This is a genomic window from Mesotoga infera, from assembly GCF_900157305.1.
Classification (GTDB): domain Bacteria; phylum Thermotogota; class Thermotogae; order Petrotogales; family Kosmotogaceae; genus Mesotoga; species Mesotoga infera.
The window spans coordinates 1,999,792-2,020,200 of record NZ_LS974202.1; the positions used below are offsets into that span (position 1 = coordinate 1,999,792).

Consider the following 20,409-nt stretch of genomic DNA (forward strand, 5'->3'; position numbering starts at 1 on the left):
AAGAATGGACTACTATCAGAGATTTCGGAAATGGCTAGAAAGCGAGTATATAGATGATGAGACGAGAAACGAACTCCTGTCGATAAAGGATTCTCCCGAAGAAATCAAAGACAGATTCTATACTCAATTGCGATTCGGTACAGCCGGTCTGAGAGGCAAGATCGGTGCGGGAGACAACCGGATGAACAGATACAACGTCGCCCGCGTTACACACGGACTGGCCAATTACATAGCCTCTCGCGGTGAATCGGCAAAAAAGAGAGGTGTTGTAATAGCCTACGATGTCAGACACCACTCGCGAGAATTCGCTGAAACGGCCGCCTCTGTGCTCTGCGCTAACGGTATAAAGGTCTTTCTCTTCGATGACATAAGACCCACTCCGGAACTATCTTTCTCTGTAATTCATCTTTCGACGATATCTGGAATAATGATAACGGCCAGCCACAATCCCAAAGAGTACAACGGATACAAGCTCTACTGGGAAGACGGAGCCCAAGTACTACCGGAGATAGCCGATGAGGTTTACAGAGAGATCGAAAAGGTAGATCTCTTTTCGGACGTTCATTATGTCTCCCTCAAAAAGGCAGAGTTGGAGGGATTTCTTGTATATACCGGAAAAGAGATTGACGATCTTTACATAAGCAGAGTAAAATCGCTCTCCTTGAGAGATTCACACGAAGAACTAGATAAAGATATAAGGATAGTCTTCACCCCGCTTAATGGAACGGGAAATGGACCGATACGAAGAGTACTCGAAGAGAGGGGTTTCAAAAAGGTTTTCGTGGTTCCCGAGCAAGAAAAACCCGATCCCGACTTCACTACAGTCGGTTATCCGAATCCCGAAGACATCAAGGCCTTCAAACTAGCCGAAGAGATGGGGAAGAAGGTGGGAGCCGATGTTTTGCTCGCTGCCGATCCCGATGCCGATCGAATGGCTGTTATGGTTAGGCATGCGAACGGGTACGTTTCCTTTAACGGAAACCAGACGGGCGCTTTGCTGGTAAACTATATTCTTCTATCTATGAGAGAGAAAGGGATCTTACCGGAAAACGGTTTCATCGTAAAATCTATAGTAACCGGAGATCTAGCGAAAACCATCGCAGAAAATTATGGGGTAAGGACCTATGAAACGCTTACTGGCTTCAAAAACATCTGCGGAAAGGCGCTGGAGATAGAAGAAAGCCGGAAAGGGAGTTTCATTTTCGGTTACGAGGAGAGCATAGGTTACGTGACCGGAACTTTTGTAAGGGACAAGGACGCCATTTCCTCTTCGATGTTGTTCTGCGAAATGGCGGCTTATTTCTTGAAACGCGGACTTTCGCTTTACGAAGTTCTCGAGGGACTGTTTGAAAGATACGGATTTTTCGCGGAAAAGCAGATCTCGTTGGTTCTTGAAGGTGTACATGGCCAGGAGAGGATAGCAAGAATGATGAAAGAATACAGGAAGGATTATCCAGTAAGTATTGACGGAGTTGACCTGGTTTCATATATCGATTATCTCGAAGGGATAGAAACGTTTTTAAGAGGCAAAGAGAAAAGATCTATAGATGTCCCATGCTCGGATGTGGTGAAATATCTCTTCGACGACGGTTCGTGGTACGCCGTAAGACCATCGGGCACCGAACCGAAGCTGAAGTTGTACATATACTCGAGAGGAAAGACCAGAGAGGCGACGGAAAGAAGAATCGAAGTATTCGAACGTGAGATAATGGGCAGACTCAACGGGATAAAGTGACTCTCTCGTTGTCAGGTCTGTTTCTATAAATCAAATGAAGAAACGGAGGGTGCCCTTTGAAGAGTATATCCAAGAACGTACTGTTTTACTTCATCGCGCTCTGGATATTTATCTACATAATCAGCACCACGATCGCGGGAATCTTTCCTCATGAAGTTCCCAGCTATTTCCGGATAGGTCCATGGATCAATCCCGCCTGGATTCTCGTTATTCTTACCCAGTTCATCTTTGCAAGAACACTCGATAAAAGAGAGTTCGACAGATTCTATCTACTCTCTCTGTACTTGAGTGGTGCGTTGTGGATACTTTTTTCGACCTTTGGAGTAGAGTCGTTATCTCTGGTGCTATCCATGGCGTTTCTCTTTCTCTCGTGGCAGGTCTATAGAGTTTTCCGGCCGGTCTATGGAAAACTCCGTAAACATTTCAGAGACATGTCGATCGGAAGTTTGCTTTTCTCTTGGAGCATTATCGTCCTTCTTTCCAGTCTGGCGATGTTCTGGAGATCAGAGCTTACAGCTATATTCTTTCTTTTCTTGATGGTTCTTATCTCTTCGATCCTGGCGCACACCAAAATTGATCCGATAAACGGTCTGGTGTTTTCCTATTTTGCATTCTCCACGGGAATAGAGAATCTTTCGCAATCCTACTATGTTGCAGTAGCCGGTATCTCATCTGGTATTATTTTCCTACTGATCTTCCTGTTTGCCATTATGATAGCCAGGGAAGATCCGTCCAAGAAAATTTTCGCGGCCGTAAACCCTCCGAGAGAGGAAGAGATCAAGCTAAAGATAAATCGCTGAGCCAATTAGACAAGCATCTGCCCCCTGATAACGGTTACGGCATTTCCGATTATGGATATCCTGTTGCCGTCAAGAATCTCAAGCCTTATTTCGCCGCCCCTTTGCGAAGCCTGGTAAGCCCGGAGTTTGTCTTTGCCGAGTCTCTCCGACCAGAAAGGCCCCAAAACTGTGTGAGCCGAGCCAGTCACGGGATCTTCGTTTATTCCTACCCAGGGAGCGAAGTATCTGGAGAAGAAGTCGAACTCCCCGTCGCCTTTACAGGTGACGATCAAACCCCTCAGAGGAACACCGACTGACAGTTTCTCCATCTTTGAGAAATCCGGGTGCAGTCCTTCAAGTTTTTTGCGGTCGGATATTTCGAAAAGAAGTTTCCGGGTGCCGGTTGAGTAATATGCCATTCCGTTACAATCGAGAGCCTCTCCTATCGATTGGTCTAAGTCGATTCTGAACGGAAGCTCTGACGGAAAGTCCATCTTCAGGTCGTCTCCAATTCGAGATACTTTCAGCTGCCCGCTCAGAGTTTCGTAATATATATCTCCGTCGATACCGAGCTCGGTGAAATGTACCCATGACGTTGCCAGAGTTGCGTGTCCGCACATCGGGACTTCGGTTGTCGGGGTGAACCATCTTAACCTGTAGTGATTATCATCGGTTGTTCTCACGGGGAAGGCTGTCTCGGAGAGGTTCATCTCTCTGGCGATTTTGATGCAGGTTTCGTAATCTTGTTCCACGTCGCTAATGTAAACTCCCGCGGGATTGCCACTGAAAGGGAGTTTTGTGAAGGAATCCACCTGGTATATTGCGGCCATAACCACACCTCCGTCGCTTGGATATTGATATGTTACTACTTTCCCGGTTATTAAGAGAAAAACCGGTCCTTTTTCTGCCAAATCTGTGTCTTTCGAATTCTTTTGGATACCTGCTGAAAAGCTACGATATAGATGGTACAATCTTATTGAGACATATTCTCAATAAGGATGATGCCGATGGTAGTCCCGCTGTCAAGGATGTGTGAAGGAGAAAAGGGAAAGATAAGCAGGCTGGAGCTTCCGGTAGAAGTGAGGGAGAGGCTCTGTGGTCTGGGTTTTGTGAGTGGAGAGGAAGTAGAACTGGTGAAGATAGCTCCTTTTGGCGATCCCAAAGTTTTCAGAATAAAGGGGACCAACGTGACGCTGAGGAACGATATAGCCATGTGGATCCTGGTGGAAACATCGTCCATACCTCTGTCAAGCGCGCGGCCGGGGGAGTACGTAGTGAGTCTCATCAACGGTGGCTGGGGATTGAGAGAGAGGATGAGACAGTGTTCGATCCAGGAAGGAACGACTATCAGGGTTTTGGAAAACTCTACCAGAAAGATAGAAGTCGAGGTTCATGGAAAGATCCTGTCCCTCTCGAGAGGACAGGCCTTCAGAGTGATAATCAGGGAGAGATAAAAATCTAAATCATGCAGCCAAAAAGCTCAGCAGATCTCAAAAAAACGACTGTAGCATTACTGGGAAATCCAAACGTAGGCAAAACGAGTATATTCAATTGTCTTACCGGTTCAAAACAGATTGTTGCCAACTGGCCGGGCGTAACTGTGGAAAAACGTGTCGGTTCTCTCAAACACGGCGATATAGCACTCGATATAGTCGATCTACCGGGTACATATACGCTGGGGTCCAGGAGTATCGACGAAAAGATTGCGAGAGATTTTCTGATCGATGAACGTCCGAACGTTGTTGTTGTGATAGGTGATGCGATCAATCTTGAAAGGAGCCTTTATCTCCTTCTGCAGGTTCTTGAACTCAGGGGAGACGTGGTGCTTGTTGTTAACGCCGTTGACGAAGCCAGAAAGGCCGGTCTGGAGATAGACAAAAACGAACTCGGCAAACAGCTGGGAATACCTGTGGTAATGACTTCGGCAGCTACCGGTGAAGGTATAGAAGAATTGAAAGAAACTCTGGTCAAAAGTGTACGTTCTTCTAGCCACATCCATTACCTATTCTCAGAAGAGATAGAGCAAAGGATCGAAGCCCTTGCCGGCAGATTCAGACTAGTACCAGCCCTTTCGGAATTCGATAGCAGATGGCTGGCTATAAAGTCTCTTGAACACGATAGTGAAGTAGAGAAGCTCACGGGTTTCAAAGTCGAAAAGGATTTTTCGAGCGAACTCGCCGAAACAAGATACCGGTATATAAAAAGAGTTCTCTCAACATCCGTAAAGGGAAAAGAAAAACACGGATGGGATCTTTCCGAGGCCATCGATCACGTCATTACCCACAGGGTTCTGGGCATTTTCGTGTTTTTGTCCGTTATTTATATCGTCTTTCAATTGACCTTTACGGTCTCGGGCCCCTTATCACTCCTCATAGAAAGCGGTCTTGAAACTCTTGGAAGCTCTCTGGGAAATTTGATAGGTCCCGCATGGTTGCGTTCTCTGGTTGTGGATGGAATCATAGGCGGTATAGGTGCCATACTCGTCTTCGTCCCAAATATTTTCATACTCTTCATGGCTTTGGGGGTTCTAGAAGAGTCGGGTTATCTTCCAAGGGCCGCATTTGTCATAGACAGGCTTATGTACTCAATGAAACTCAGCGGTAGATCCTTCATATCCATGCTTCTCGGTTTTGGATGTAACGTATCTTCTATAATGTCAACCAGGTCTATCTCCGAGCCTAAGGAAAGAATAGTAACGATACTTGTCTCACCGTTCATCTCCTGCAGTGCCCGGTTGCCTGTTTTCCTACTCATAGCCGGAACCTTCTTTGGCGCCAAGGGCGGCGTAGTTGTATTTTTCCTGTACCTTTTAAGCATCATCGTTACTGTTATCTCGGCTCTCATAATCAATCGACTCCTCTTTAAAGGAGAACCCTCTACGATGATCATGGAACTGCCCAGGTACAGAAAACCCAGGGTTAGTTCCATAATTCTCTATACATGGAACAAGGGGAGACACTTCCTTGAAAAGGCCGGTACGATCATATTGGGAGCCTCTATCGTGATCTGGATACTGAGTTTCTTCCCTTCCGAAGGTTCTCAGAGTTACGCCGCGATGATCGGTCGAACTCTGGAGCCGTTGTTTGTCCCTCTGGGCTTTTCCTGGGAGATGATTTCTAGTCTCGTCTTCGGAGTGGCGGCGAAAGAAGTAATAGTCTCTTCTTTGACAACGTTCTATGGCAACTATGCGTTGATGGGTTCCGCGATGGAAGTGATGAGAGCGGCGATCTCACCAGTGACGGCTTTCTCATTTCTTGTCTTCGTTCTTTTGTATGTACCCTGTCTGCCGACTCTGGCGGTAACAAAGAACGAGACGGGAAGCTACAGGTACGTCTTCTTCTCCGTAATTTACAGTCTCGCCGTAGCTTATTCGCTTGCACTGGTGGTCAGAATGATCGGGGGACTTTTATGAGCATAAGAAACATCTCTACCTGGTTGTTTCTTTTGGGAGTGCTTTACCTGATCTTGGCAATAAATACGCTCTTGGGTATTCTCTTCAGCGTAAAGGATTTGATGATGGGAATAGTGATCCTTGTGAATGGTTCTATCTATCTTTTCGGACTCCTAGAAAGAAGGGAGGATGCAAAGAAGAGGGCTTCCCATCTTTTAGTAGGCAGTTTCTTCTCTTACACCCTCTCGATTTACCAGATCGTTGTTGTCTTCAGTTTATGGCTTGAGGGATTTATTGGCGGTGTATGCCTTCTTTCGGTAGATGTAATTAACTTTCCTCTGCTCTTTTCCGGTTTGCTGATCTCCTTCGTTTCCGACTATGTCAAGAAAAGTTTCACCACTACTTAATGATCAAAGAACCATTGGGAAGTGCAATCGAACTCTGTAATGGCTATAATTAAGGCCAGAGTGAATCACTAGACATTATTGCTCGCCGATGTGGTAATATGATTTGTGTTTGGGGGTGATTGCATGGCGCTCGTTTACGTGGTCGACGACGAGCTGAATGTGAGACGTATCATCAAGCAGACCATGGAGAACGAAGGCAACGAAGTCAGTGGGTTTGTCACAGCCGAAGAAGCGCTAGAGGCCATTGAAAAGAGACAACCGGATTTGATTTTCATGGACCTAACACTACCTTCGATGGATGGGGTACAGTTCCTTAAAGAATTGGAAGATAGAGCTTATTCAATTCCAGTAGTAGTTGTTTCAGCAATCACTTCTCCCGAATCTATCAGGGCCGTCTTCAAGCTGGGCATAGTGGACTTTCTGACCAAACCCTTCACTCCTCAAGAGCTGAGACAGGCCGCCGAACTATCGTTAAAAAACGAAGAAAGTCTTCAAAAAAGGGCAAGAGATATTAGAAGACTGATAGAGGAAAAAGAGTTCAGGAAGGCCAATTCTCTGCTGCGTGAGCTTTTCGCCGATTTTCCAAGTTCGCCCTATCCACACTTCCTTTATGCTCTCCTGATAAAGAGCTCTAACCCGAGAGTGGCCGCAAAACATTTGCGGGCCGCACTTTCTCTTGACGAGGAGTTCAAAGAGGCATCGTCAGAGTTGAGAAAACTGGAGGAATAATCCGATGCCGTTCATGAAAGGCGCAATCAGGAAAGACGAGTATTATGTCGTCATATTTGGTTGTGGTAGGCTCGGTTCAAGAATGGCCAACTGGCTTTCAACCATGGGATGCAGTGTCGTGGTTGTTGACAGAAGCGAGGAGTCTTTTCAGGCATTATCCTTTGAATTCACCGGGTTCACCGTTCTCGGAGATGCTACCGAACTCGACACTTTGAAGGAAGCTAAAGTAGATAAGGCAGATGTCGTACTGGTTTTGACACCCGACGACAACACGAATCTTATGGTAGCGATGTCGGCGAAAGAGTATTTCAAAGTTGCACGCGTTGTTGCCAGAGTCTACGATCCGAACAACATAGAGATGTTTTCTGATTTCGGAATAGAGGTCATCTGTCCCACTCTGCTCGCGGTGGAAAACATAAAAAACGTTCTCTACTTCATCGGTGGTGACGAGAGGTGAAGATAGTTCTAATAGGTGGCGAAAAGATAGCCTATCACCTCGCTAGAAGGTTTCTGAGCAAGGGTTACCAGGTTATGGTCGTAAATAAAAACGAAAAGTTCTGCGAAGAAATAGCCAAAAAACTCCGTGCGCTGGTTATAAGAGGCGATGGAAGCCGTAGATACGTTCTTGAACAGCTGGAGCTCGATAGAACAGATCTCTTCGTTGCGTTGACTCCCAACGATCAGGACAACCTAGTAGCTTGCTTGACGGCGGCGAGGGTATACGGTATAGAGAGACCTGTAGCACTTGTGAACGATCCCGACAATAAAGCGACTTTTCAGATGATGGGAATCAAGAACGTTGTGAGTCCCACGGAGATACTGGGATCGGCGCTCGAAGACAGTCTTTTCAGGGAGCAAATCACCAATCTTCTGCCGTCGTCGGAAAAAATTTCCATCTTGAGGATTGAAATGACCGATAAGTCTCCGGCAACAGGTCAGGCCGTTAAAAATCTCCCTCTTCCGAAAGAGAGCGTGATCGGTGCGATTATAAGAGAGAACGAAGTTATAATTCCTAGGGGGGACAACGTCATAAAAGGAGGCGACATCCTCCTGGTTCTCAGTAATCCAAAGGTTCAGTCATCGGTTTTCGAAGTGCTTCTAGGAGAAGTATAAATGTACCGCAATCTTTTGAAGCAGCGCTACAGACTGGTTTTTGGCTACATAGGGAATCTCTTCGTCTTCTTCCCTCTGGTAATGATGCTTCCTGTGCTTTACTGTATCTGGTATCCTTCGGTATTTGTGGATAGTCTGCCATTTCTCGAAGCGGCGGTGATCTGCTTCGCTTTTGGCATACTGTTCAAGCTCATCATGAAGGTCAAGCCTGGAGCACCTATCACGGTTCAGGAAGGTGCCATCATAGTGTTTTTTGCGTGGGTATTTGGAATAATCTTTTCAGCTCTTCCCTTCATCTTTGGCGGTTATCTTAACTTCACACAGGCGATTTTCGAGTCCACAAGCGGATTGACAACTACCGGACTTACCATGGTAAACGTGCTCGCGATACCCGACACTTACCTTTTGTGGCGAAGCATATTGCAGTTCCTCGGAGGAGCAGGGTTTGCGATAATAATGATGTCCGCGATACTAGGACCGGGAGGGCTCGGCCTTTACAAGGCCGAAGGACGCATGGATAATCTGGTGCCCAACATAAAAAGTTCAACAAGAACGATTGCGGTTATCTACACTTCATACGCGGTGGCCGGTATTTTAATGTACAGAATAGCCGGTATGAACTGGTTCGATGCTATAAACCACTCTTTGACAGCCCTGGCCACAGGTGGTTTTTCGACCAGACTGGGCTCTATCGGCGAGTTCAACAGTCTGCCCGTAGAGATCGTGACCATTGTTCTTATGCTGCTTGGCGCTACCGGTTTCGGTATTCACTATACGCTCTGGAGAAGAAACTTCAGAGCCTTCTGGAAAAATGGAGAGCCAAAACTGATGTTTCTGATAATAGCTTTTTTCACTCCATTGATAATGGCCGGAACGATGAAATACTTCTATGAGTCGATAGGAACTCAGTTCAGGCACGCTCTTTTCCAGTCAGTCTCGGCGTTAACAGGTACGGGCTTCTCCACCGTTGACTTCATACCATGGAATCAAATGGGGCTCTACCTATTAACAATTCTAATGATATTCGGCGGTAATCTCGATTCCACGTCAGGAGGACTGAAACAGTACAGGCTCTTCGCTCTTTGGAAACTTCTCTGGATGGAGATAAAGATGTATTTTCTGCCGAAGAACGCTTTGCTTAAAGAAGAGATCTGGAAGGGCGAGACCAAAAGATATTTGAATCATTCACTGGTGAAAGAGATTCTGTTGGTTTTCTCGCTTTACTTTATAACGTACGCCGTTGGAGTTGGTATCACGGCTTCTTACGGTCATTCGCTGGCATTCTCCGCCTTTGAGTTCGCCTCCGCACTCAGCACGGTCGGACTTTCGGTGGGAATTACCCTTCCCTCTTCACCCGTAGGTTTGATCTGGACGGAGACAATCGGTATGTTTCTAGGAAGACTTGAGTTTCTTGTCGTGATATATGCTATAACTAAATTACTGAGAGACGGAAAAGTAATGCTGGCTAAACGGAGGAATGATTGAGGAATGATTAACAGAATCAAGGGAACCCAGGACATTGCTTTCGAAGATATCGAATACTGGCAGTACATAGAGCAGGCTGTCCGAAACATAACCTTCAGGTACGCCTACAACGAGATACGCACGCCGATATTCGAAGCAACCGAGCTGTTCAAAAGAAGCGTTGGAGAATCGACCGATGTCGTTCAGAAGGAGATGTACACTTTCGATGATAAAGGCGGAAGGTCGATCACACTAAGACCGGAGGGCACAGCCAGCGTTGCGAGAGCCTTTATCGAGAATTCTTTCATAAATCTGGGTTCTCCAGTGAAGCTCTTCTACATGGGACCAATGTTCCGTTACGAAAAACCCCAGGCAGGCAGGCTCAGGCAATTTCACCAGTTCGGAGCGGAGATACTTGGATCGGCCAGTGCCATGGCGGATTTTGAGATAATCGAACTGGCTTGCGAGTTTTTAAAAGAAGTGAAGATAAACAAGACCAAGCTTTTCATAAACTCCATAGGCTGTCCTTCCTGCAGAGCCAGGTACAAAGAAGCCCTGAGGGAGTATTTCCGCGATAAAGTCGATGGAATGTGTGAAGACTGCAGGCGGAGGTTCGACAGCAACGTGTTGAGGTTGCTCGACTGCAAAATCGACAGGGAGCAATCCGAGAACGCTCCGAACATACTTGAGTATCTAGACGAGGAGTGCAGGAAACACTTCGAAGATTTGAAGTGGTATCTTGAAAAGTCCGGAATCGATTACGAGATCGATCCCCATCTGGTGAGAGGACTCGATTACTACAGCCGTACGGCCTTCGAAATAAGGTCTCCCTCACTTGGCAGTCAGGATCAGATAGTAGGTGGTGGAAGGTACGACGGGCTCGTCGAAGTGATTGGAGGCAAGAGCTGTCCCGCAGTGGGCTTTGCAACAGGTATTGAAAGGATAGTCATGCTCCTCAAAGCCGAAAAGGTTAACATCCAGACCGATAGAAATTCAGAAGTCGCCATTCTTGCCGTCGGCAGAGAGGGATCTTTGAGAGGATTCGAGTACGCGAGAAGACTCAGAAAAGCCGGTATCTCCACTTATGTTGATGTAATGGAGAGAAATATGAGAAATCAGATGAAACACGCCGCCAGGATAGGGGCCAAAATTTCGGTTATCATAGGCGATGAGGAACTCGAAAAGGATCTCGTGACGGTGAAGATAATGCTGGATGGTTCTCAGTATCAGGTTGACGGAGATTACATGGTCGACTATATTATCGATAAACTGAGAGATATATAGATAACACCGCGATTTATGTTATCCAGGAAAGAAAAAACTAGATAATCGCCAATAGTTGTTCTTATTGTCTTGATATTTCCTCCCAAGGTGTGTTATATTATATGCAGTGACAATAACGCCCGGGAGGATTTGTGCTATGAAAAAAGAAGAAATCGGTTCTTTTTTAAAGACCGATCCGTCGATTCAGGAAATGCGAAGATACGCGAAGATGCTCGGTGTTCATCTTAAGAGAACCATGGGCAAAAAGGATATCGCAAGAGCGCTGTCGAAAATCTCGGATAAAGATGTGCCGGTGAGCAGTCAGACAGTTGTAACGGTTCCTTCGGAAAGCAAAAGACCTTCCAAGCCTGTAAACGTTGATCTTCCCAGGACTTATTTCGCCGATTCGATTACTCTACATCCGGTAAATCCTTACTGGGTATATATAAAATGGGATTTTTCTAAAGAGACCAGAGAACGTCTAAATGAACTCGGAAACAATCTCTTTGTAAGAGTTAGCGACATCACCAACATAATCTACGATGGAAAGAACGCAAACAGGTATAAAGAGGCGAAGATCCTGTCTGAGGAAGGTAACTGGTACTTTCAAGTGGATTTTCCCGATGCCGACTACATAGCGGAGATAGGGTATTATACCGGAGGGCTTTTTGTGGGTGTCATGAAATCAAAAATCGTCCGGACCCCAAGGAACACTCCGCGATTTGTCGATCAAGAGACCTGGGTGGATCTATCTAAAGGTTCTAAAAAGGAAGTAAAAGTTTCGACCGAAGCGACAGGGGTTTCTCCATCGATCAGATCGTCTGGTCCATTGGACAATCCCTCTTCCGAAGAATTCATCAAGAGCATATCCAAGTCTCGAAGTGGGAGATGAGAAGATGAGAAAAGGTAAATTCATATTGATGCTTCATGCCCATCTTCCCTTCATAAATCATCCGGACTTTCCGAGCTTCATGGAAGAACGCTGGCTTTTCGAGGCGATAACGGAGACTTATATCCCGCTAATTCGGGCTTTCAATCGCTTGAAGAACGACGGTATCAACTTCAGGGTGAGCATGAGTATAACTCCTCCACTGATGGAAATGTTCGCCAACGCGGATTTGCAAAAGAAGTACCTCAAGTATCTCGATTTATCAATAGAACTTGCCGAGAAGGAGATCGAGCGAACAATCTCAGAAAACCCCGCCAGCCACAGGCTGGCGAAACATTATCTCAAAGAACTCGAAGAAACCAAGTCGGTATATCTACGCTGCAACGGCGACCTTTCGGGGGAGTTTGCTCAACTTCAGGAGACGGGCAACCTTGAAATCGTTACCTGCAACGCCACACATGGTTTTCTTCCCCTAATGACACAGTACCCGGAAGCCGTGAACGCTCAGATCGGAGTGGGAGTGGATACCTACAAAAGGCACATGGGTAAGCCTCCAAAAGGAATCTGGCTGGCAGAGTGCGGTTACGTTCCAGGAATAGATTCTTACTTGAGAGAGTGGGGCCTCTCATTCTTCTTCGTGGATTCACACGGGCTGTGGTATGGAGATCCCGCTCCAAGATACGGTGTGTATAGACCTGTCATGACTCCAGAGGGCGTGTTTGTCTTTGCAAGAGATCCGGAGTCAAGCCAACAGGTGTGGAGCGCAGAAGTCGGGTACCCCGGAGATTCCAGATACAGAGAGTTCTATAGAGATGTTGGGTTCGATAGAGAAGAGGATTACATAAGACCCTACATAGACCCCAGCGGTGAGCGATGCAACACAGGTATCAAGTACTACAGAATAACGGGCAAGGATGTTTCTTTGAATGAAAAGAGCTATTACGATTTCGAAGAAGCTAAGAAGGCCACCAGGGAACACGCTAAAGACTTCGCAAGCAGAAAGCGTGAGCAGATCAAGAGACTTTCCGAGCAGTTCGATGGTGTGAGCCCCGTAATTGTCGCTCCTTTTGACGCTGAGCTTTTCGGTCACTGGTGGTACGAAGGACCGATCTTCATAGAGGAGCTTTTCAGAGAATTGAACGGAGACGATACCGTGATCTGCGCGACACCGCCGGAGGTAATCGATTCGATGGGCGAAGTCCAGTGCGTCACACCAAACATCTCCACGTGGGGCGCAAACGGTTATAACGAAGTGTGGCTGAACGGAAGAAACGACTGGATTTACAGGCATCTCGATGAAGGTATCAGAAGAATGATCGAACTCGCAAGGAAATACAAAAAAACGGAAGACAAACTCAAAATAAGGGCTTTGAATCAGATGGCCAGAGAATTGCTCCTGGCGCAATCGAGCGATTGGGCTTTCATAATAACAACCAATACAACTGTTGAGTATGCCGTTAACCGTACTAAGACGCATATAAATAGACTTCTCACTCTTTATGGAGAAATAGAGTCGAATACCATAGATGAAGAGAGACTCAAAACACTGGAATGGATAGACGGTATCTTCTCTTCGATCGACTTCAGAGTCTACTCCAGGCAGGTTGGTTAGTCTTCGATACACAATAATCGTTTTCTTCAAATGTGCGTTAACAAGTAAATTGTGGCTGTGGTATAATTCCTGAAGGCGGGGGAGGCTTATTACCTCCCCTTGTTGGTTGTAGAGTATCGGTATGTGGAGGGAGTTGAAAATTAGATGCCGGCAAAGAAACCAAGTAGAAACGCCAATTTCATGAAATCAATTCAACGCCCGATAGTATGGGCAATAGTCATACTATTCGGGATCGGGATCATCTGGTGGACGGTTGCCCAGTACCTCGGAAGCGGTTTTAGGAATAACACGCAGGATGTTGATCAGACAGTCAAGTTCGAAGAAACAGTCGGCGGACTCACCAGAGATGGAACCCCGGTGACCGATTCAAGGTACTGGATCACTTATTCGGAATACGAGATCTCAGCTAGAGACACTCTGAGCAACATAAGGAGTCAGGGTTACAACCTGGATCCATACTTTGAAGTTGAAAACAATCCCAGCGAGATGGGAATAAGATATGAGCTTTTCAGATCTCTCATCGATCAGAAAACGCTTCTACTGTACGCCGTTGAGAATGATGTGGTTCCGACTGCCCAACAGATAAAATCCGAAAGCGACCGCATAGTCAATCAGTACGTGGCCGATGAAAACACCAAGGCCGCAATAATATATCAATACGGATCGGTAGAGGCTTTCGCGGAATTAGTTCAGGAGTATGTATCGACACAGCTCCTCTCGATGAATGTCCAAGCAAAGGCGCTCCCGAACATCGAAGAGGATTTCAAACAGTACGTGGCCGATAACATGACCGATCTAAAGTACGAGTACGAGAAAGTAACTGCCAGCCATATTCTGGTAACCGATGAGGCCAGTGCTCTCGAGCTTAAAGCTAAGATCGAAGAGGGTGTTTTGTCCTTCTCTCAGGCTGCCAGCGAATTTTCAATTGATACAGGTTCTGCGATTGACGGCGGTGATCTGGGCGAATTCGGACACGGGCAGATGGTAAAGGAATTCGAAGATGCCGCTTTTGCAGCAACTCCCGGAGTCATAACCGGCCCAGTTCTGTCGCAGTTCGGTTATCACCTGATAGACGTGGCCACCAAGACGACCTTCGATACGTACGAAGAGTTCGTGAAAGTTGCAGGATACGACACCGAGTACTCCCAGTACAGCAACGACCGTTTCAATTCGTGGCTTTCCAGCTATAAGGAGGAGAACAAGCTCTCCTATGCCATCAACGATCCGGATCTGGTAATGTACGAGAAATACGCCAACAGCAGAAACGATGCCGAGAGCTCGCAAAAACTAATGGCTGAGCTTCAGAACGAGTATTTCGACGGTGAAGGCAATGTTTTGATAGGTGATTCTTACTTGCCGTTGGTTATCTACACAGAACTCGCAGATAGCAGGGTTTCTGAACTCAGGAACGAAATCCTAGATCTTGAGGATCTTAAAAGTATATTGACCACAGTTCCCGCGAGCATAACATCCCTATCGAAAGAAGAGATAGCGGCTCAGCTTGAAACCACTCCGTCAACCGATTCGATAACAAGAGTATATCTTTCCAATTCGCAGAGAGCGCACGATTACTTTGACAAATACGGCATTTCGGAATTGGTGGATGTGGAGAAACTGCTCTCGGAAAAGAACGAAGCATATGACAAAACCAACACTTATTTCGAAAGCAGTGTAAAGTTCCTGTACTCGGCGATGCCCAATTCCTCGCAGGTGATAAACTACATGTACAGGATAGATGGAAATGATCCGAAGATCGTATATCTCTATAACGAGAGTATCTACAACAGAAATATCAGGCCGCTCTTGGAGAATCCTACGCTTCTGGATAGCTATCTCCAGTACTACGGTCAGTACTTTGGAGCCCAGACCGTTTCTTTTTTGATCGATTCTCCCGTTCAAAGCGTCGAAAGCGACCTGAACATGAAAATACTCAACATTACGGACGTTGCAACGGATCTTAAAGTCAGCACACTCTATCTGCTGGTGGATATGTACGAGAAACTCGCGAATATACAGAAAAACGAACAGATGATGCGGATGTACCTCATAGGTGAGATGAGTTACCTGGAGATGCTTCTGGAACTGTATCCCGATGATGCGGCGTTAAAATCGACGATAGAGACCGTTCAGTTCCAGATATCAGAGCTGGCAACGGGCACCGGCACTACTACGGAAGCTACCGGAACGGAAAACTGATACATACCAAAAAGGGTGGCCGAAGCCACCCTTTTTCTGGCTGGGGCGGCAGGATTCGAACCTACGGATGTCAGAGCCAAAATCTGATGCCTTACCAGCTTGGCGACGCCCCATCGCTAGTAGATTTTAGCATTGGCTCTCGATGCTGTCAACGATTCAGAAGTGGTGATATAAGTATGACGAAGAAAACTTTAAGAATCAAAGGAATCGAGGAATCGATTTCGGTCTCCGAAGGAATGACCTTTCAGGATCTGGCTTGCAGGTTTCAAGAAAGGTACGGGTCCCCAATAATGGCCGCAAAATCCGGGAACTCTCTTCTTGAACTCTGTAGACCTATCGCTGACGAGAAGGAGATCGAATTGGTCGATCTCAGTTCACTAGATGGGATAAGAATCTATACCAGAGGAGCCATTTTTATACTCTTCATGGCCGTCAGAGAGCTGCTTGGAAAGGTCTCGCTTGACGTCCATCATTCGAGGGGTTCCGGTCTGATCTGTGAAATAGAGGGTTTCGCGACGGATCATGAACTTCTCGGCAGAATTCAGAAAAAGATGAGGGAGATAGTTGAGGAGAACGTCCCATTCATAAAGGACACCATAGGAAAGTTCGAGGCGATAAGACTTTTCATGGAAGACGGTCAGATCGATAAAGCTCTACTCTTCAAGTATCGAAAAAAATCCACAGTCAATATATACCGGTGCAAAGGTTATCTGAATTATTTTTACGGTTACATGCCTTTCTCCACAGGTTCTGTGAACAATTTCTCACTCATACCCTACGGCAGTTATTTCGTGCTGAACCTGCCTTCACCAAGCGAACCTAACACTCTGCCGGATTTCGTGGATCAACCGAAAATTTCCAGCATCTTTCTCGAACACGAACGCTGGGGAGGCATACTCGGTGTCAAGACGATAGGCGAGTTGAACGGAATAATAAGTAAAGGATACAAGGAAACCAGAGAGATGATAAACATCGCCGAAGCTCTCCATGAAAAGAAGATAGCAGGAATAGCCGATCAGATAGCGAGTCGAGAGAGTGCGAGGGTTATCCTGGTTGCCGGACCGTCGAGCTCGGGGAAAACCACCTTTTCAAAACGGCTCATGTTGCAGTTGAAAGTACTGGGAATGAATCCGATCCAGATTTCGCTGGATGATTACTTCTTCGATAGAAAGGATACCCCACGGGACGAAAACGGAAACTACGATTTCGAGTCGATATACGCACTAAATATTGACCTCTTCAACAGACAGATGGGTGAGTTGCTCGAGGGTAAAGAGGTGTTGCTTCCAAAATTCGATTTTCTTCTCGGAAAGAGCGGTTTTCAAGAAAAGGCCGTTTCAATAGGTCACGATCAGCCAATAATCGTGGAAGGTATTCACGGTCTAAATGAGCTGCTGACGGCTTCGATACCTAAAGAAAGAAAATTCAAGATATATGTGAGCGCGCTAACCCAGTTGAATATAGATAATATGAACAGAATTCCAACCACCGATGTCAGATTGTTGCGCAGAATAGTGAGGGACAACAGGTTCAGGGGGCACTCGGCTCTGGACACGATTAGAATGTGGTCGAGTGTCAGAAGGGGAGAGGACAGGTACATTTTCCCCTTCCAGGAAGAGGCCGATGCTATGTTCAACTCCGCGCTGGCTTACGAGCTGGCTATACTAAAGAGTTTCGCAGAACCCCTCCTTGTCCAGATAGATGATTCGGTACCTGAGTTCTTAGAAGCGAAAAGGCTTTTGAGGTTTATAGATTACTTTTTGCCAATAACCAATCTGGAAGATGTGCCAAGAACTTCCATAATAAAGGAATTTATCGGCGGTAGTGTGTTCAGTTACTGAAAAAACCGACGAAACAAAGGAGAGAGGAAATGCAGGTTATGGATGATAGTACCAGAAAAGCAGTCCTTAATAGGTTGAAGAGGATCGAAGGACAGATAAGAGGACTGCAAAAGATGGTAGAGAATGATAGAGTATGCGGCGACATTCTCACACAGGTTTCTGCAGTCAACTCGGCTCTCTCGAGGGTTTCGGAGATGATAATCAAGGGTTATGCCAGAAAATGCGTTGTTGAGGCCAACGAAGCAGGGAAAATCGAGGAGCTGGATAATCTGATCGAAAACATCATCAAACTTAGAGGAATATGAATGATAAGACCAGGTGATCGTGTTGTAATACTACTCGAAGATGAAGAGACGAGGTTTTTCGCAGAAGTGAGCGAAGGAAAAGTTCTGGCGACCCATTATGGGAATCTGATCATGTCCTCCCTAGTAGGTATGGAGTACGGCTCTTTCGTTTCACTGGGATTCAAGGGAGCTTATGTGTTAAAGCCATCTTTATTGGATGGAGTCCTCTCGCTTAAACGTTCTACACAGATAGTCTATCCGAAAGATATCGCGTTCATAACGCTCAACCTAGACATCAAAGATGGGGATATCGTTTATGAGGCGGGAACGGGAACCGGTGTCATGACTTCTGTCTTGTCCAGGATGGTGGGGAGTTCTGGGCGTGTGGTAACCTACGAAAAAAGAAGTGATTTCGTCAGGAGAGCCCGGGAAAATGTGGCCGCTCTCGGGAAAATAGACAGGGTGACTTTTTTTCCGGAAGATATAGAGAATTGCAACGAAGAGAACGTGGCCGATTCTTTCTTTCTGGATGTACCCGACCCTCTTGCAGTAATGGGCAGAGCAGTTTCGACATTGAAAGGCAGCGGTAGAATCTGCGTTCTTTGTCCGACGACCAATCAAGTTCAAGAATCCATAAGACGTCTTGGAGAGCTGGGTGTTGTCGATATTCAGATGTGGGAGATAATGGCAAGAAACTACAAAACCAATCCCGATAGATTGCGACCCGAGGACCGTATGGTGGGACATACGGCATACCTTGTTTTTGGTGTGAAGATCAAGAGGAGGAGTAGATCATGAAAAAGAATAAACTTTTTAAGACCGTTGGAGTTATCTCTGCGCTTGTCGGTGTCTTCTTTTTGGGAGCTTTCACCTCTTTATCGTACGAAAACATGCTCGATAAGTTCAGCCCAATGTTCGAAATACTGACCTATATAGACAGAAATTACTACGATATCGAAAAGGTTGACTACGACAATATTCTGGATGAAGTTCTTAAAGGTACTATGAGGGGACTGGAAGATCCCTTCGCCTGGTATTTCGATCCGGTTGAGACTAAGGAAAACGAAATCGATACCAGTTCCAAGTACGGAGGTATTGGATCGGTCGTGCAGTACAACATCGAGTTCGAATGTCTCCAGGTCGTGTCGCCTATGGCCGGAAGTCCCTCCGAAAGGATCGGCCTTAGATCAGGAGACTTGATTATTACGATAGACGGTACACCTGTCTCACAGACCGGCTATTACGAGTCGGTGAACATGCTTAGAGGAGAGCCCGGCACAAAAGTCATCCTCGAGGTTTACAGACAAGGATCTACCGAAACGATCTTCTTCGAAATCACAAGGGAGATAATCGAAATCAAGAGCGTTAAAAGCGAGATCATTGATTACGAGGGCTCTAGCATTTCCTACATACAGATAACGGGGTTCAACGCGCCCACGTACGAAGAGTTCCAGAACGCCCTCGATCTCACCAGAGATAGTCAGGCTTACATAATCGATCTGAGGAACAATCCCGGAGGTCTACTCCAGAGCGTTTTGAACATTTCCTCCCTTATACTTCCCAAAGGACAGCGGGTGATAACTATAAGATACAGGGATGGACAGGAAGAAATCTACAATTCCTGGGGTTCACGCTATAACAGCTATTTTACGAACAAGCCTATCGTAGTGCTCGTTAACGAAGGAAGCGCCTCGGCCTCCGAAATATTGACAGGTGCCTTGAAGGACCACAATATAGCGACGGTAATAGGTACGAGGACTTTTGGCAAAGCCGCCGTTCAGACAGTGTACAATCTCTCCAACGGTGGCGAGATATGGTTGCCGACGGCCCATTACTTCACTCCTAACGGAGACGACATACATCTTGTAGGCATAGAACCGAACATCACCGTTGAAGCGACGGCAGTCTCTCTAGAAGACGAAAACAGGGCTCTAACCCTGTCAACTGCAGCGGTAGATATTGAAAACGATGCACAATTATTCGCGGCCCTCGAGGCGATAGCTCAAATGCTGGGAGTCGGTGTGGCCAATTGAAATTGAGAAAGTTCACAATATTCATTTCACTGGTTGCTCTGGTTTTTGGCCTTGTGGGCATGATTTTCGCGTTTTATCCAGCAGTTAAGGAAGTCGGGAGCAGAAAGTCCTCTCCCGACTTTTCAATCAGAAACAGTATCTTTCCTTACTTACAGGACTTCAAAGAGCATCTGGAAAGTTTGCAGAAGTTCAGCTCGATATTGAAAGAACTGGAAAAGGAAAAAGCCGGAGCCTGGTTGATGTCACTGGAAAACGGTGAAAAGAGATTCATTTGTCCATATACCGATACCTACAACAAACTACGCGCGATCTTACTGATCGAAACAGGAAGCAGTGGATCCAGAGCTGTGACTACCACGAAGTACTTCGGCAACGATGTCACCAGAAGTGAAGTTGTAGAATACGGCGGCTTTTATCTGGATTATATTCCATCGTATTCGCTGATAATGGAAAGCGATTACCAGAAATATCTTCAAGAAGGTTACACATTCAACAAGGTTTATAATGCCAACGCCTTCAGTCTGGGTCGGTTCGTTTCAGACGTTTTCCAGGGTATGGGGCCGGTAATAATTCTGAAGGAAGGCGCGAGCCTTTCGGAGCAATTCTTCGAGATAGTGGAGCGTTATTCTATACCTTTCATGCCGGTGAGATACTTTTTGAGAAAGGCATGAAA

At 46.2% G+C, this 20,409-nt stretch carries 19 protein-coding genes and 1 tRNA gene; 18 read left to right on the top strand and 2 right to left on the bottom strand.

The annotated features are described in order from the left end of the window. The first annotated feature begins 4 nt into the window (after positions 1–4). Positions 5–1,735, top strand: a complete 1,731-nt coding sequence (locus MESINF_RS09055; RefSeq protein WP_169699514.1) for a phospho-sugar mutase — start codon at positions 5–7, stop codon at positions 1,733–1,735. A 56-nt stretch (positions 1,736–1,791) separates the two neighbouring features. Continuing rightward, positions 1,792–2,535, top strand: a complete 744-nt coding sequence (locus MESINF_RS09060) for a hypothetical protein (RefSeq protein ID WP_169699515.1) — start codon at positions 1,792–1,794, stop codon at positions 2,533–2,535. Positions 2,536–2,540: 5 nt separating this feature from the next. Here the strand turns inward: MESINF_RS09060 and MESINF_RS09065 are convergent, their stop codons facing one another. Further along, on the bottom strand, positions 2,541–3,344 hold the full coding sequence (locus MESINF_RS09065; RefSeq protein WP_169699516.1) for a PhzF family phenazine biosynthesis protein: 804 nt from the start codon (positions 3,342–3,344) through the stop codon (positions 2,541–2,543). A gap of 177 nt (positions 3,345–3,521) precedes the next feature. On the opposite strand from MESINF_RS09065, the gene MESINF_RS09070 reads away from it, so the two are divergent. The 11 genes from MESINF_RS09070 (at position 3,522) to MESINF_RS09120 (ending at position 15,578) form a co-directional block, all read left to right on the top strand. After that, entirely contained in the window at positions 3,522–3,968 is a 447-nt protein-coding gene (locus MESINF_RS09070; protein WP_169699517.1) for a FeoA family protein, read from the top strand. An 11-nt stretch (positions 3,969–3,979) separates the two neighbouring features. Further along, the gene (gene feoB, locus MESINF_RS09075) at positions 3,980–5,926 is read left to right on the top strand and encodes a ferrous iron transport protein B (protein ID WP_169699518.1); all 1,947 of its coding nucleotides are present in this window, start codon (positions 3,980–3,982) and stop codon (positions 5,924–5,926) included. Then, positions 5,923–6,312, top strand: coding sequence for a hypothetical protein (locus tag MESINF_RS09080; protein WP_169699519.1), 390 nt, complete (start codon positions 5,923–5,925; stop codon positions 6,310–6,312). Before feoB ends, MESINF_RS09080 begins: the two co-directional genes overlap by 4 nt. 123 nt (positions 6,313–6,435) lie before the next feature. Then, positions 6,436–7,041, top strand: coding sequence for a response regulator (locus MESINF_RS09085; RefSeq protein ID WP_169699520.1), 606 nt, complete (start codon positions 6,436–6,438; stop codon positions 7,039–7,041). 4 nt (positions 7,042–7,045) lie between these two features. Beyond that, the gene (locus MESINF_RS09090) at positions 7,046–7,498 is read left to right on the top strand and encodes a potassium channel family protein (protein WP_169699521.1); all 453 of its coding nucleotides are present in this window, start codon (positions 7,046–7,048) and stop codon (positions 7,496–7,498) included. Next, positions 7,495–8,154 (top strand): potassium channel family protein, encoded by a 660-nt coding sequence (locus MESINF_RS09095; RefSeq protein ID WP_169699522.1) that lies wholly within the window; start codon positions 7,495–7,497, stop codon positions 8,152–8,154. The genes MESINF_RS09090 and MESINF_RS09095 overlap by 4 nt, the downstream gene beginning before the upstream one ends. Then, a complete protein-coding gene (locus tag MESINF_RS09100) occupies positions 8,155–9,639 on the top strand; it encodes a TrkH family potassium uptake protein (protein ID WP_169699523.1) in 1,485 nt (494 codons plus the stop codon). It begins immediately after the preceding gene. A gap of 3 nt (positions 9,640–9,642) precedes the next feature. After that, positions 9,643–10,902 (top strand): histidine--tRNA ligase, encoded by a 1,260-nt coding sequence (gene hisS, locus MESINF_RS09105; protein WP_169699524.1) that lies wholly within the window; start codon positions 9,643–9,645, stop codon positions 10,900–10,902. Positions 10,903–11,038: 136 nt separating this feature from the next. Then, positions 11,039–11,773, top strand: coding sequence for a DUF4912 domain-containing protein (locus MESINF_RS09110; RefSeq protein ID WP_169699525.1), 735 nt, complete (start codon positions 11,039–11,041; stop codon positions 11,771–11,773). Between the two features lie 4 nt (positions 11,774–11,777). Beyond that, entirely contained in the window at positions 11,778–13,382 is a 1,605-nt protein-coding gene (locus MESINF_RS09115) for a glycoside hydrolase family 57 protein (protein WP_169699526.1), read from the top strand. A 144-nt stretch (positions 13,383–13,526) separates the two neighbouring features. Beyond that, positions 13,527–15,578 carry a peptidylprolyl isomerase gene (locus MESINF_RS09120; RefSeq protein WP_169699527.1) on the top strand — a complete coding sequence of 684 codons (2,052 nt, stop codon included), beginning with the start codon at positions 13,527–13,529 and terminating at the stop codon, positions 15,576–15,578. A 37-nt stretch (positions 15,579–15,615) separates the two neighbouring features. On the opposite strand, the gene MESINF_RS09125 is transcribed toward MESINF_RS09120, so the two are convergent. Next, positions 15,616–15,691: transfer RNA gene (locus tag MESINF_RS09125), tRNA-Gln, on the bottom strand. Positions 15,692–15,754: 63 nt separating this feature from the next. Here MESINF_RS09125 and MESINF_RS09130 point away from each other — a divergent pair. From MESINF_RS09130 to MESINF_RS09150, 5 genes are read left to right on the top strand one after another with little or no spacing between them, the layout of a single operon-like run. Beyond that, positions 15,755–17,419, top strand: a complete 1,665-nt coding sequence (locus MESINF_RS09130; protein ID WP_169699528.1) for a nucleoside kinase — start codon at positions 15,755–15,757, stop codon at positions 17,417–17,419. A 29-nt stretch (positions 17,420–17,448) separates the two neighbouring features. After that, positions 17,449–17,724, top strand: coding sequence for a metal-sensitive transcriptional regulator (locus tag MESINF_RS09135; protein WP_169699529.1), 276 nt, complete (start codon positions 17,449–17,451; stop codon positions 17,722–17,724). Then, positions 17,725–18,501 (top strand): tRNA (adenine-N1)-methyltransferase, encoded by a 777-nt coding sequence (locus MESINF_RS09140; RefSeq protein WP_169699530.1) that lies wholly within the window; start codon positions 17,725–17,727, stop codon positions 18,499–18,501. After that, positions 18,498–19,736: a S41 family peptidase gene (locus tag MESINF_RS09145; RefSeq protein WP_169699531.1), complete on the top strand. Its 1,239-nt coding sequence runs from the start codon at positions 18,498–18,500 to the stop codon at positions 19,734–19,736. The genes MESINF_RS09140 and MESINF_RS09145 overlap by 4 nt, the downstream gene beginning before the upstream one ends. Next, positions 19,733–20,407: a hypothetical protein gene (locus MESINF_RS09150; RefSeq protein WP_169699532.1), complete on the top strand. Its 675-nt coding sequence runs from the start codon at positions 19,733–19,735 to the stop codon at positions 20,405–20,407. Before MESINF_RS09145 ends, MESINF_RS09150 begins: the two co-directional genes overlap by 4 nt. The last annotated feature ends 2 nt before the right edge of the window (positions 20,408–20,409 follow it).

Coding starts and splice junctions, on each gene's coding strand:
- MESINF_RS09085 (WP_169699520.1), top strand. CDS start 6,436: ATGGCGCTCGTTTACGTGGTCGACGACGAGCTGAATGTGAGACGTATC.
- MESINF_RS09140 (WP_169699530.1), top strand. CDS start 17,725: ATGATAAGACCAGGTGATCGTGTTGTAATACTACTCGAAGATGAAGAG.
- MESINF_RS09100 (WP_169699523.1), top strand. CDS start 8,155: ATGTACCGCAATCTTTTGAAGCAGCGCTACAGACTGGTTTTTGGCTAC.
- MESINF_RS09145 (WP_169699531.1), top strand. CDS start 18,498: ATGAAAAAGAATAAACTTTTTAAGACCGTTGGAGTTATCTCTGCGCTT.
- MESINF_RS09070 (WP_169699517.1), top strand. CDS start 3,522: ATGGTAGTCCCGCTGTCAAGGATGTGTGAAGGAGAAAAGGGAAAGATA.
- MESINF_RS09115 (WP_169699526.1), top strand. CDS start 11,778: ATGAGAAAAGGTAAATTCATATTGATGCTTCATGCCCATCTTCCCTTC.
- MESINF_RS09080 (WP_169699519.1), top strand. CDS start 5,923: ATGAGCATAAGAAACATCTCTACCTGGTTGTTTCTTTTGGGAGTGCTT.
- MESINF_RS09065 (WP_169699516.1), bottom strand. CDS start 3,344: ATGGCCGCAATATACCAGGTGGATTCCTTCACAAAACTCCCTTTCAGT.
- MESINF_RS09110 (WP_169699525.1), top strand. CDS start 11,039: ATGAAAAAAGAAGAAATCGGTTCTTTTTTAAAGACCGATCCGTCGATT.
- MESINF_RS09130 (WP_169699528.1), top strand. CDS start 15,755: ATGACGAAGAAAACTTTAAGAATCAAAGGAATCGAGGAATCGATTTCG.
- MESINF_RS09090 (WP_169699521.1), top strand. CDS start 7,046: ATGCCGTTCATGAAAGGCGCAATCAGGAAAGACGAGTATTATGTCGTC.
- hisS (WP_169699524.1), top strand. CDS start 9,643: ATGATTAACAGAATCAAGGGAACCCAGGACATTGCTTTCGAAGATATC.
- MESINF_RS09135 (WP_169699529.1), top strand. CDS start 17,449: ATGCAGGTTATGGATGATAGTACCAGAAAAGCAGTCCTTAATAGGTTG.
- MESINF_RS09120 (WP_169699527.1), top strand. CDS start 13,527: ATGCCGGCAAAGAAACCAAGTAGAAACGCCAATTTCATGAAATCAATT.
- MESINF_RS09055 (WP_169699514.1), top strand. CDS start 5: ATGGACTACTATCAGAGATTTCGGAAATGGCTAGAAAGCGAGTATATA.
- feoB (WP_169699518.1), top strand. CDS start 3,980: ATGCAGCCAAAAAGCTCAGCAGATCTCAAAAAAACGACTGTAGCATTA.